The organism is Phyllobacterium zundukense, from assembly GCF_025452195.1.
GTDB lineage: Bacteria > Pseudomonadota > Alphaproteobacteria > Rhizobiales > Rhizobiaceae > Phyllobacterium > Phyllobacterium zundukense_A.
The window spans coordinates 612,963-625,894 of sequence record NZ_CP104973.1; the positions used below are offsets into that span (position 1 = coordinate 612,963).

10 protein-coding genes are annotated in these 12,932 nt (G+C 57.2%); 7 read left to right on the forward strand and 3 right to left on the reverse strand.

Annotated features, from left to right (window positions below; translation table 11 throughout):
• The first annotated feature begins 91 nt into the window (after window positions 1–91).
• The 5 genes from N8E88_RS15395 to N8E88_RS15415 all read left to right on the forward strand — a co-directional run bounded on the left by N8E88_RS15395 (window position 92) and on the right by N8E88_RS15415 (window position 7,768).
• Complete coding sequence (locus N8E88_RS15395) at window positions 92–2,041, forward strand: PrkA family serine protein kinase (protein ID WP_262294427.1); 1,950 nt, start codon at window positions 92–94, stop codon at window positions 2,039–2,041.
• A gap of 25 nt (window positions 2,042–2,066) precedes the next feature.
• Window positions 2,067–3,389, forward strand: a complete 1,323-nt coding sequence (locus tag N8E88_RS15400) for a YeaH/YhbH family protein (protein WP_262294428.1) — start codon at window positions 2,067–2,069, stop codon at window positions 3,387–3,389.
• A 14-nt stretch (window positions 3,390–3,403) separates the two neighbouring features.
• A complete protein-coding gene (locus tag N8E88_RS15405; RefSeq protein WP_262294429.1) occupies window positions 3,404–4,954 on the forward strand; it encodes a SpoVR family protein in 1,551 nt (516 codons plus the stop codon).
• A 150-nt stretch (window positions 4,955–5,104) separates the two neighbouring features.
• Window positions 5,105–5,560: a (2Fe-2S)-binding protein gene (locus N8E88_RS15410; protein WP_262294430.1), complete on the forward strand. Its 456-nt coding sequence runs from the start codon at window positions 5,105–5,107 to the stop codon at window positions 5,558–5,560.
• A 3-nt stretch (window positions 5,561–5,563) separates the two neighbouring features.
• Window positions 5,564–7,768 (forward strand): xanthine dehydrogenase family protein molybdopterin-binding subunit, encoded by a 2,205-nt coding sequence (locus N8E88_RS15415; protein WP_262294431.1) that lies wholly within the window; start codon window positions 5,564–5,566, stop codon window positions 7,766–7,768.
• Between the two features lie 57 nt (window positions 7,769–7,825).
• On the opposite strand, the gene N8E88_RS15420 is transcribed toward N8E88_RS15415, so the two are convergent.
• Window positions 7,826–8,692, reverse strand: a complete 867-nt coding sequence (locus N8E88_RS15420) for a protein-L-isoaspartate O-methyltransferase family protein (protein ID WP_262294432.1) — start codon at window positions 8,690–8,692, stop codon at window positions 7,826–7,828.
• Window positions 8,693–8,758: 66 nt separating this feature from the next.
• The gene (locus N8E88_RS15425) at window positions 8,759–9,706 is read right to left on the reverse strand and encodes a LysR substrate-binding domain-containing protein (RefSeq protein WP_262294433.1); all 948 of its coding nucleotides are present in this window, start codon (window positions 9,704–9,706) and stop codon (window positions 8,759–8,761) included.
• Window positions 9,707–9,847: 141 nt separating this feature from the next.
• Here N8E88_RS15425 and N8E88_RS15430 point away from each other — a divergent pair, with 141 nt between their 5' ends.
• The gene (locus N8E88_RS15430) at window positions 9,848–11,032 is read left to right on the forward strand and encodes an MFS transporter (RefSeq protein WP_262294434.1); all 1,185 of its coding nucleotides are present in this window, start codon (window positions 9,848–9,850) and stop codon (window positions 11,030–11,032) included.
• 77 nt (window positions 11,033–11,109) lie between these two features.
• On the forward strand, window positions 11,110–12,372 hold the full coding sequence (locus N8E88_RS15435; RefSeq protein ID WP_262294435.1) for a hypothetical protein: 1,263 nt from the start codon (window positions 11,110–11,112) through the stop codon (window positions 12,370–12,372).
• On the opposite strand, the gene N8E88_RS15440 is transcribed toward N8E88_RS15435, so the two are convergent.
• Window positions 12,362–12,931 carry a hypothetical protein gene (locus tag N8E88_RS15440; protein WP_262294436.1) on the reverse strand — a complete coding sequence of 190 codons (570 nt, stop codon included), beginning with the start codon at window positions 12,929–12,931 and terminating at the stop codon, window positions 12,362–12,364. The two genes, N8E88_RS15435 and N8E88_RS15440, sit on opposite strands and share 11 nt — an antisense overlap.
• Window position 12,932: the final 1 nt, after the last annotated feature.

The window sequence follows — 12,932 nt, forward strand, 5'->3', positions numbered from 1 at the left end:
ACACTGTGTCCATTCGGCATGCAATCCTCTGAGCGAGGGGCGGCCCCTTCAGCTCAGAGTCCACTGAATTTGCACGTGGCTGGAGGTAAACATGACTACGCAAGCGTCTGACGTATTTAGCCTCTTCTCTGAGATCTACAGCAGCGAGAAGCAGGAAGAGATGAGCCTGCAGGAATATCTCCTCGCTTGCCGCAATGATCCAAAGATGTTTGCCACCGCTTCCGAACGAATGGTTGACGCTATTGGCGAGCCGACCTTGGTCGATACCAGCGATGACGAACGCCTCGGGCGGATCTTTCTCAACCGCACCATCAAGATCTACCCCGCCTTTGCTGACTTCTACGGTATGGAAGACACGATCGAACGGATCGTCGGTTATTTCCGTTATGCCGCCCAAGGTCTCGAGGAACGTAAGCAGATACTTTATCTGCTGGGACCCGTTGGTGGTGGCAAGTCTTCGTTGGCCGAGCGGCTGAAGCAACTCATGGAGCACCGGCCCATCTACACGCTGAAGGCCGGGAGCCAGATCAGCCCGATTTTCGAATCTCCGCTGGGCCTTTTCCACCCGGAGCGAATGTCCGGGTTGCTCGAGGATAAGTATGGAATTGCCCGTCGACGCCTCAACGGTCTGATCTCGCCGTGGGCCACAAAGCGGCTTGACGAGTTTGCCGGCGATATCTCTAAATTCAGCGTCGTCAAGATTATGCCATCGCGATTGCGCCAGATCGGCATTGCCAAGACGGAACCCGGCGACGACAACAACCAGGATGTCTCGTCACTGGTCGGCAAGGTCGATATTCGCCAGCTCGAGAATTTCAGCCAGGCCGATCCTGACGCCTATTCCTTTAGTGGCGGCTTGAACCGGACGACGCAGGGCATGCTTGAATTCGTCGAAATGTTCAAAGCGCCGATCAAGGTCCTGCATCCTTTGCTGACGGCGACGCAGGAGGGTAACTACAACGGGACCGAGAATTTTGGTGCTTTCCCGTTCCAGGGTATCATTCTTGCACACTCGAACGAATCTGAATGGCTGCAGTTCAAGAACAACAAGAACAACGAAGCGTTCCTCGATCGCATGTCGGTGGTCAAAGTTCCCTATTGCCTGCGGGTCACCGAGGAAAAGCAGATCTACGAAAAGCTGCTGCGTGAGAGCGAGCTCTTGAATAACCCATGTGCACCGGAAGTGCTGGAGATACTTAGTCGGTTTACGGTCTCCACCCGCATGGCGGAGCATGAAAACTCGCCGCTCTATACCAAGATGCGCGTCTATGACGGCGAAAATCTGAGAGAGTCCGATCCCAAAGCCAAATCCGTGCAGGAATATCGCGATGCGGCCGGTGTCGATGAAGGCATGAACGGCATCAGCACGCGATTTGCCTTCAAAGTACTTTCGGAAACCTTCAATTACGACACCAAGCAGGTGGCGGCCGATCCCGTGCATCTCATGTATGTGCTGGAACAGGCAATCAAACGTGAGCAGTTCCCCCAGGAGATCGAAGCTAACTATCTCGATTTCATAAAGACTGAACTCGCCTCGCGCTATGCCGAATTCATCGGCCACGAAATCCAGAAAGCCTATCTGGAATCTTATAGTGAATACGGCCAAAACCTGTTTGACCGCTACATCGCCTACGCAGACGCGTGGATCGAAGACCAGGACTACAAGGATCCAGACACGGGGCAGATACTCAACCGGGGCATTCTCGACAGCGAATTATCTCAGATCGAAAAGCCTGCGGGCATCGCCAATCCGAAGGACTTCCGCAACGAGGTGGTAAAGTTCACCCTGCGTGCCAAGGCCAAGAACAATGGCCGCAATCCATCATGGACGAGCTACGAAAAGTTGCGCGAAGTCATCGAGAAGCGCATGTTCGGTCAGGTCGAGGATTTGCTACCGGTTATCAGTTTCGGCTCGAAGAAGGATGGCGCAACCGAGAAGCAGCACACGGAATTCGTCCAGCGCATGGTCGAACGCGGTTATACAGAGCGGCAGGTTCGCCGTCTGGTCGATTGGTACATGCGGGTGAACAAGGCCGGCTGACGACCCGCCGAAGAGAGGTGCGTGAATGCCGAACTTCATTGATCGCCGCCTGAACCCGAAAGACAAAAGCCTGAGCAATCGCCAGCGCTTTTTAAGGCGCGCGCGCGTGGAGTTGAAGCGGGTCATCAATGAGAAGATATCGACTGAAAAGATAACGGACGTCGATGCCGGGCACGCTATTTCTCTGCCGGTGAGCGGCACCAGCGAACCCAGTTTCGCGCCGGACCGCGCTACGGGCCGCCGCGAATATGTCTTGCCGGGCAATCGGGAATTCGTTCTGGGCGATCGCTTGCCAAAGCCAGGTGCCGGCGGCGGCGCGGGTGCCGGCAAAGGCGGCGCGGCCGATCTCGAACTCGAAGACGATTTCCGTTTTGTGCTGTCACGTGAGGAGGTCCTCGACCTGTTTTTCGAGGATCTGGAACTCCCGGACATGGTCAAGTCGAGCCTGAAGGAAGCCATTGCTTTCAAGCCTCGTCGCGCTGGCTTTACGACTGCCGGAGCCCCGACCAATATCAATGTCGGGCGATCCATGCGCAACAGTTTCGGTCGGCGTATTGCCTTGCGGAGACCGAAGCAAGCCGATCTGGATGCTATCGCCGATGAGATCACTTTACTGGAGGCCGAGGCAAAACCAAGTCCGGCATCGCTCGAGCGCCTTGCCGAATTGCGCCGGGAACTTGAGGTCTTGCAACGGCGGCGCAAATTGGTGGCCTATATCGACCCCGTCGATATTCGCTTCAACCGCTTCGAGCCCATGCCCGTGCCGAACGCCAATGCGGTCATGTTCTGCCTGATGGATGTTTCCGGTTCCATGGGCGAGCGCGAAAAGGATCTCGCCAAGCGATTCTTCGTCCTGCTGCACCTGTTTCTCAAGCGCCGGTATGAGCGCATTGATATCGTCTTCATCCGCCATACCCACCAGGCTCACGAAGTCGATGAGGAGACATTCTTCCACAGCACACAAAGCGGCGGAACGGTCGTATCCACAGCGTTGGAGGAAATGCGGCGTATCATCGAAGACCGTTATCCCAGCAGGGACTGGAACATTTACGCGGCCCAGGCATCAGATGGAGACAATCTGACGGGCGATTCCGAAAATTGCGTCAATCTTCTGAACAACGAACTGATGAAGCTTTGCCAATATTATGCCTATGTCGAGATTCTGGATGAACGGGAAAGCGCGATTTTCAGATCGACGGACAATGGTACCTCACTTTGGCGCTCCTATCGCCTTGTCGGAACGAACTGGCGCAATTTCCAGATGACGCGAATAGCCAAGCCCGGCGACATATATCCGGTGTTCCATCAGCTTTTTGCCAAGCAACCAAAAACAGCGAAAAGTGGTTGAAAGGGCAACGGCGAATGAACAAGCGCGCAGACACCTCGAATCTTCTGTTTCAGAGTTCCGAATGGAATTTCAACACGCTGTACCGCACTTATGACGCGATCAAGGAGATCGCGCTCGACGAACTCGGTCTTGATGTCTATCCCAACCAGCTGGAAATCATTTCCTCCGAGCAGATGCTTGATGCCTATTCCTCCAATGGCATGCCGCTGATCTACCGGCACTGGTCATTCGGCAAGCATTTCGTTTATGAAGAGCACCATTATCGCAAGGGGCATCGTGGTCTTGCTTATGAATTGGTCATCAATTCCAATCCCTGCATCACCTATCTGATGGAAGAAAACACCATGTCGATGCAGACATTGGTGACTGCACACGCCGCCTTCGGCCACAACCATTTTTTCAAGAACAACTATCTGTTCAAACAGTGGACGGATGCCGATGCCATTCTGAATTATATGGAGTTCGCCAAAGGCTATATCGCACGCTGCGAGGAAAAGTATGGCCTCGCTGCAGTGGAGCCCATTATCGATGCCGCCCATGCACTAATGGAACAGGCGGTGTTCCGTTATAACCGGCCTCCGCGTAATTCGCCCATGAAAGAGCGTGCGCGAGTCCGCGATCGGCTGGAATACGAAGAGCGCGCCTTCAGTGACCTATGGCGCACCCTGCCGCAGCGCAAGGCCGACGAGGATCCCAGCGAAACAGAGCGGGATTTGTCCGAGCGCAAGAAGACACTCAACCTTCCGGAAGAAAACCTTCTCTATTTCATCGAGAAGAACAGCATCATCCTCGAACCATGGCAGCGGGAAATCCTGCGCATTGTTCGTGTCGTCGCGCAATATTTTTATCCGCAGCGCCAGACCAAGGTGATGAACGAGGGCTGCGCCACCTTCGTCCACTACACGATCATGAATATGATGTTCGACAAAGGGCAGCTCAGCGAAGGCAATCTCCTGGAGATGCTGCACAGCCATTCCAACGTCGTGTTTCAGCCAGGGTTCGATGACCCGCGTTTTTCCGGCCTCAACCCTTATGCGCTCGGTTTTGCCATGATGCAGGATATCGAGCGAATCTGCACCGAGCCCACTGCTGAGGATCGCGACTGGTTTCCGGAGTTTGCCGGCAATGGCGATTGGCGTGGGACCTTGCTCGACGCCTGGGCCAATCACCGCGACGAATCGTTTATCCTGCAATATTTGAGCCCGGCGCTCATTCGCAAGTTTCGACTGTTTGCGCTTGAGGACGAGACCAAGGAAAATCACTACAGGGTTGCGTCCATCCACAATGAGCGCGGTTACGAGAGTATTCGCAGCACATTGGCGCGGAGCTATGACATTGGCGTGAACCAGCCCAACATCCAGGTCGTCGATGTGGATTTTCGCGGCAACCGGCATCTCCACCTGCAACACACGGTGCGGGACGGTATCGTTCTCGACGAGCACGCCCGCAGCGCCACTTTGCGGCACGTCCGCCGGCTTTGGGGTTATGACGTCAGCCTTGTCGGTGTCGAAGCAGGCTCGGAAAAAATCCTTTACGAAACCTCCTCTAATAAGCTCGCAGAATAGGTCTTTATCCTGGACTGCAACCCGTGGACACGGCGATGCATCCGGCGTATCTTCGCCGAGGATTTGACGAGAGCGCAGATGCTCTCCTCCGACTCTTCAGCTCGTGTCAACTCCACTTTTCCCCCTGCCCCAGCCACCCTCGAGGAAGCCATGGCCCATAGTCTTAAGATTAACGGAACCGCTCACAGCGTGGACGTCGATGACGACACACCACTGCTTTGGGTAATACGCGACGTGCTCGGCATGACCGGCACAAAGTTCGGCTGCGGCGCTGCCCTTTGTGGGGCGTGCACTGTCCACATCGACGGCGTCGCAACACGCTCCTGCATTACGACCGTCGACAGCATCGGCGATAGTGCCATCACCACCATCGAAGCGATCGGAGAGACGCCGCAAGGAGCGGCGTTGCAAAAAGCCTGGTTAGATCTCGAAGTCATTCAGTGCGGCTACTGTCAATCCGGCCAGCTCATGTCGGCTGCCGCTCTTTTGACGGAAACACCAAAGCCCACGGACGAAGACATCAACAGCGCCATGTCCGGTAATGTCTGCCGCTGTGGCACCTATCAGCGCATTCGCGCCGCAATCAAGCAAGCAGCGGAGGCCTGAGTCATGGACGCGCTTAACCTCAACGAACCAACCTCCGGACCCGGCACCTCGCGCCGCACCTTCCTGAAAGGCGGCGGACTGCTTCTCGGCTTCGCCCTGCTCGGTGGTACGACGACATCGGTCTTTGCAGCCAACGCAGCGCAGGTGCCCGAGGATGAAGTAAAGGCACCCTTCGCGCCGAATGGCTTCATTCGCATAGACCCCAAGGGCACGGTCACGCTGGTCATGCCAATGGTTGAAATGGGCCAAGGTACATATACCTCGCTTGCCATGTTGTTGGCCGAGGAACTGGAAGTTGATCTCGATCAAGTCCAGGTGCAGCATGCACCGCCCAACGACGCGCTCTATGCAAATTCGATCTTGCATATTCAATCAACCGGCCTTTCATCATCGGTACGAGCGTTCTGGACGCCATTGCGGCAGGCTGGCGCTGTCGGCCGCACGCTTTTGATCGCGGCTGCGGCCAAAGAATGGGGCGTCGAACCTGCGACCTGCAAAGCCGCACATGGCGTGGTCACCGACGTCTCCGGCACAAAACATCTGAGCTACGGCGAACTGGCGGAGGCTGCATCAAAGCTGCCCGTACCGGCGGCGGACAGCGTCAAACTGAAGAATCCCAAGGATTTCACCCTGATCGGCACACCTGCCAAGCGAGTCGACACGCCGATGAAGGTCGACGGCCGCGCCATCTATGGCATCGATACCAAATTGCCGGGAATGAAAGTTGCAGCGATTGCGATTTCGCCGGTGTTTGGCGGCAAGGTGAAGACGGTCGATGAAAAGGCAGCCCTCGCCGTGAAGGGGGTGCATCAGGTCGTCAAGATCGATGAGGCCGTAGCGGTGGTCGCAGACCATCTGGGTGCGGCCAAGAAAGGGCTGGAAGCCGCTGCCATCGAATGGGATGACGGCCCGCATGCCACGGTAAACAGTGCGGACATTATCAAGGAGCTCGAAGAAAAGTCGAAGCAGCCCGGCGCGGTCGCACGCAATGAAGGCGATGCGGAAAAGGCACTTGGATCGGCGGCACAGCGCATCGATGCGATTTATCAGGTGCCGTTCCTTGCCCACGCGACCATGGAGCCGATGAACTGTACGGTCCATATGCAAAAGGACAGCTGCGATATCTGGGTTGGCACGCAGGTGCCGACATTGACCCAGATGGTGCTTGCCGGCGTTACCGGTTTCCCAAAGGAAGCGATCCGGATTCACAACCACCTCCTGGGTGGAGGTTTCGGCCGCCGTCTCGAGCCCGACGGTACAGTCTTGGCCGTCAAGATAGCAAAACAAGTCGATGGCCCCGTCAAGGTCGTCTGGAGCCGCGAGGAAGATATCCAGCACGACATGTACCGGCCCTACTATTATGATCGGATGTCCGCCGGACTGGACGCCGATGGCAAGCCGGTCGCATGGACCCATCGTATCGCCGGTTCGTCCATTTTTGCGCGTTACATACCGCAGGCTTTCGTTAACGGCCTCGATCCTGACGCTGTGGAGGGGGCAGCCGAACCGCCCTATGCCTTGCCGAATATCCATGTGGATTATGTACAGGTTGAGCCGCCTGGTGTTCCAACCGCTTTCTGGCGCGGTGTTGGTCCAACTCATAATATCTTTGTGGTCGAAAGCTTCATGGATGAGCTCGCCCATGCCGCAAAGCAGGATCCGGTTGCCTACCGCAAGGCGCTGCTCGCAAACAACCCGCGTGCGCTCGGCGTATTGACCTTGGCTGCGGAGAAAGCCGGGTGGGGCACGCCCTTGCCCGATGGTCAGGGTCGCGGCGTCTCGGTGGCATTCGTGTTTGGCTCCTACGTCGCTCAGGTGGCCGAGGTGGAGGTTGGTCCTGACGGGGCCGTCAAGGTCAATCGCATTGTCTGCGGACTTGATTGCGGTATGTCGGTCAATCCCGATACGATCGAAGCACAGATCGAAGGCGGCTCTATCTTCGGCCTCACCGCCGCCTTGCACGGTGCGATTACAATAAAGGACGGCCGCGTGGAGCAGAGTAATTTCGACAATTACCTTCCCATGCGGATCGATGAAGTGCCGGTTATCGAGACGCATCTCATCAAAAGCGTAGAGGCGCCTGGCGGTATTGGTGAAGTGCCGACCGCCATTGTCAGCGCGGCCGTGACCAACGCAATATTTGCCGCCACCGGCAAGCGCGTCCGCACACTGCCTGTCGACCCGGAAATGCTGAAATCATCCAGCTAAAAAGACTGCGCAAATGCATCGGGGGAAATCCTCCCGATGCATTGACCAAGATGGTTCTCAGTCATAGGCCAGTGCCCAGCCGGCGCCTTTGAGCCAGCAGCGATCATCCGCGATGTCGTCGCTGCGGTACAGGCGCGTAACGCGATCCCAGCCGCCATTCGCAAAGGCCTTTGCGAGTGCATCCTCCGACTTTTCGTCCCGCAGGCCGGCACACGGATAGATGGCTACACCTGACACCCAGCGCGCCGCAAAGTCTTGTCCTTCACGCGTGATAACGAACACGGCACCGCGGGGCCTGCTGCGCCGGCTCCGGCTGGAATATCCATCATCGGTCGTCATAGGCAAAACCAGCCGCCCGCCGTCTTTGAGCCGGTCCAGCCAAGTATCGGAAGGGCGCGTCGCACCCGCATTGACGTAAATTATGTCCGCCGGTTCGAACTCGACTTTCGTGCCGTCACCTTCAATCACTTCAACGTTCGGAAAAGCCGAAAGATTGGACTTGGCGCGTGCCGCAAGGTCAGTCTCCAACTCAATTCCCGTAACGTGCCCGGACGGTCCCGCCAGATGTGCCATGATCGCCGTGTAATAGCCGACCCCCGCGCCGACATGCACAATATGTTCGCCTGCAACTGGATGGGCGCACCATAACAGGTGCGCGTGCAATGACGGTTCCCCGTTGTTGATGTGCCGCTCGGGCGATATCCCGACCAGATCGTCCGTGTAGAGGTAAACTGGATCGGCGTTTGGCGTATCGACATAGCCAATGCCGAAACGGCGCATCGGCCACGGTCCGGGTCCGAGAAAATCCTCGCGCGGAACGTCCGCAAAGGCATTTTCGATACGGTGATCCTCAACGCCAACGCTCGCCAATATCTGCTTGGCGAATGAGCGGCGAACAATCTTCAGTTCGTCAGGATCGGTCATCCATTGCATTCCGGTTAGACCACGCCATGCCGCTATTGTTGTCATGTCGTTGCGGAAGGTTCAACTTCAATCGTTGTGTGGCAGCTCACCGTGCGTGCTTGTCGAGCCCGCCGTGTCCGTCCCCAAATTCTCGGCTAAAAAATCAACGAAGCTCCGCACGCGCGCCGCAAGGTATTCATGCCCGACAAATACCGCATGGACGAGTTCAATGTCACCCGGGTTGTAGTCCTCGAGCAACGCGACCAGCCGTCCAGCTTCGATGTCAGCCCTGACATGGAAGAGGCCCAGTCGGGCGATGCCAAGCCCGGCCACGCACATCTGCTGCGCTGTCGATCCATTGTTCGACAGGAAGTTTCCAGCGACCGCGATCGAATCGACCTCCCCGGTTTTGGGATCGCGAAACGGCCACTCATTCAGTATCCGCCGAAAATTGAAGTTGAGGCAGTTGTGACGCTCAAGGTCACGTGGATGCATCGGGGTGCCGTGCTCGGCCAGATAGGCTGGTGAAGCGATGACCACCACCCGGCTCTCGAAGAGCTTGCGCGCCTTCAGGCTCGAACTGCGCATGGGTCCAACGCGGATGGCGACGTCGGCACGCTCCTCGATCAGATCAACCACGCCGTCGCTCAGGGAAACATCGAGTTCTACCTCCGGGTAACACCGCAAGAATTTGGGAACGAGCGGTAAAATGCACATCATCCCGACTGGCACAGAAGAATTCACCCGCAACAGTCCACGCGGCGCTGCCGAGGCACCTGAGGCGACGGCCCGTTCCGCCTCGTCAATCTCCGCCACGATGCGCAGCGCCCGCTGATGATAGATTTCACCCTCCGGCGTCAATCTCAGCGTACGCGTCGAGCGCACGAGCAGACGGGTCCCCAGCCTCTCTTCGATACGGGTGATGATTTTACTGACGGCGGACGGCGTAAGGCCGAGGCGCCGCCCCGCAGCAGAGAAGCTGTTGAGGTCAACCGCCTGAACGAAAACTTCCATCTCTCCAGCTCGATTGTCCATGTGCAGTACCTATGAATTGGTTTCACAAGTATTGAGCATTATGGGGTGATTATCAAGATAATGACGATGCGCCATATTCCCCCCAACTTTCATCAATTCTCCGGCTGACTCCCAAGCAGCCGCCATTCAAAGGACAAGACAATGCCTCTCGCTCTTCTGGCGTTGACAATCAGCGCCTATGCCATCGGAACGACGGAATTCGTCATCGTTGGCCTTCTGCCCACAGTCGCCTCCGATCTCAATATTACGCTGCCGTTAGCCGGTCTTATCGTCAGTGTTTATGCACTCGGCGTAACCTTCGGCGCGCCGATTCTCACCGCTCTGACCGGCCGTATCGAGCGCAAGCCTCTGCTGCTCGGTCTGATGGCGCTTTTCATCGTCGGCAATACCGCCGCCGCGCTCTCGCCGACCTATGAACTACTGCTCGTCGCCCGCGTGCTCAGTGCTTTTGCCCACGGCGTATTCTTCTCGGTCGGCGCCACCATCGCTGCCGATCTGGTGGCTCCAAACCGCCGCGCGTCCGCCATCGCCATGATGTTCCTGGGCCTGACCGTCGCGATCGTTACGGGTGTGCCGCTTGGCACCTTCATAGGACAGCAGCTCGGCTGGCGTGCAACATTCTGGGCCGTATCCGGACTTGGCGTCGTTGCCTTGGTCGCCATCGCAATCCTTCTACCTTCAAAGATTGCCAAGGCAGAACCGGCGCGGCTCATTGATCAGGTTCGAGTGCTCGCCAGTGGCCGTCTGCTTCTCGCCTTTGCCATGACGGCGCTAGGTTATGGCGGCACCTTCGTCATGTTCACATTCCTTGCGCCCGTCCTTCAGGAAATCACAGGCTACGCCGGTTCGACCGTCAGCCTGATACTCGTCCTCTACGGTCTTTCCATTGCGATGGGCAACATGGTTGGCGGACGCGTCGCCGATGGTAATCCGGTCGGCGCCCTCGCGGTCATGTTCACGCTGCAAGCTGCAGTGCTGGCGATTTTCACCTTCACGGCGGTTTCACCCATATGGTCTTTGGTGACGCTCGCCGCTCTCGGGGCACTCTCCTTCTCCAATGTTCCCGGCCTTCAGCTCTACGTCGTGCAACTTGCCAAGATTCACACACCTGAAACGGTCGACGTCGCTTCGGCACTGAACATCGCCGCCTTCAATCTCGGCATTGCCGGCGGCGCATTCCTCGGCGGCCTCATCGTCGCCTCGCCGCTCGGGCTCGGCGCAACACCCTGGGTCGGTTCGCTTCTGGTGGTCGGCGCGCTCGGTCTGACCCTCTGGAGCCAGATGCTCGACCGCCGTGCAACGACCGAAGCTCTCGCCACCTGCTAAAGCGAAGAGGATGTCCGAAGGGGTGACAGCACAAGATAATTTGCTAAGGTCGGCATGAGATTCGCGAAAGGTTTTCCATGCTGGCCGAAGTGGCGTTGCCCATCAAGCTGACATTCAGGCTCTGGTTGCGCTTCTGGCCACAGCTCATTGCTGTCGTCCTGCTCGGGCTCACCGTTTCGGATTTGTTGATGTGGGTGGCGGTCAAGGCCGCCTATATCAACCACTATGCCGGTCTTGGCCTTTTGACTCTCGTTGCGCTTACCCAACTTGTGACGACGGTTTCAATGATCCAGATCGTGCGGCCGGGATTGCCCTCCGTCAACGCCGCACAAACCCAGGCGGATGAACACGCGGACAGACGCGAATTCGGCCTGTCCGGTCTCACCACGATTATTGCCGTCGCACTGCTTCCGTTCTTCGCCTACTACGCAGCCTGGGGATTTCTGGGCGATACGGTGCGCCAATATTCGCGCCTCGCACTTGAGTTGCGGCCGTTCGAAGGTGGTGGCGGCAGCGTGCTCGACGTCCTCGATTCGAAATGGATCCTTCTGTCGGTCGCCATTTCATGGATCGTGCGCAGTTTCGCAAAGGCCATGAAGGAACGCACCAAGCGCGCGGTCTGGGATATCATCATGGTCGTTTGCGAGACCAACTGGATATTCATCGGTCTCTACATCATCAGCCGCTGGAAGGATGACTGGTTGCAGGCACTCGTCGAAGGGCGGCTGTGGTCGTGGTTCGAACAAATCTTCGCGGCACTCGCCTTGCCGGTTTCATCGGCCTTTGCCGCTGCTTTGGTCCCGGTCGAACAGGTTCCGGAGAACTTCAGCACAGTAGCCGTCAATCTGTTCTTCCACGCCCTCCTGCCGGTGATCTGGCTGGTCATGGTGGCGCTTGTCTACGGCTATGACGTCCGCGACCAGAAAGAACTCATGCGCATCCATCATCGCGTCGAACGCTTTGGCGAGCGATATCAGGCGATCCCGAAATTCTTGCGCGACTTCATCGAGCATTTCATCAGCGGCTATCGCTCAAGATATTTGCCCATCGCGAATGGAGTGAGGCTCACGCTGAATTCTGGGCTGCTACTGATCATCACATTGATCCTCGGCTATCGCTTTATCGAATGGGCCGCGGCTTGGCTGTGGCTTGGTACGGCACACCTGATAGGCCCGCATTCGATCGCCGTGTGGGAAGTGCTTGCGAATGGAGTAACCTTTCTGTTTGGCAGTCCGCTCCAGGATTCATCGACCGGAATTCTCGTAGAACCCTTGCGCATCTGCTTCCTTGCCGCCGTCCTGGAAACTGCGTTTTCGATGACCCGAAAAACTACGGCTTAGCAAATCTGAGATAGAACGGCCGCTCGCTGTGCATCCCTAAAGTCGGGACAAGTTCGTCTGCGACATCCACCGGAACGAGATAGTTCTCCTCGATCACTCTCCGCTCTCCCTTTTGCGCTCCGGAAAATGCGGTGGAACTGCACGTTTCGATGCCCGGTTGCGGCGAGGGCATTCCGGGAATGCTCGACGGATACCAGGTACGTCCCGTGCGATCGGTCAGCTTGATCGCACACATGAGCCAGAGATTTTGAAGGTCGGGATCGCCGATCTCAACCACAAAGCGCGCGATGATTGGCACTGAACCCGCGGGAAGCCGGCCGGGTCTTATGCCTTCCACCTTGCGCAATCCCTGAAACTGCCAGTTGCTGCCGCCATAGTGTTTTGTCTCTCCTGCAGCGACGTCGACCGGCAGCATATCGCGATACCGGATGAGTTCATTGATGTCTCTGTACGAGATCGATAGCAGTGAAATCGGAACCAGGAACAGCAGGGCCCACAGGCTGCGCTTGCGCCATCGCCGCTCCAAAGCGTCCTGTGTGTCCTCAATCGCGATCGCCATT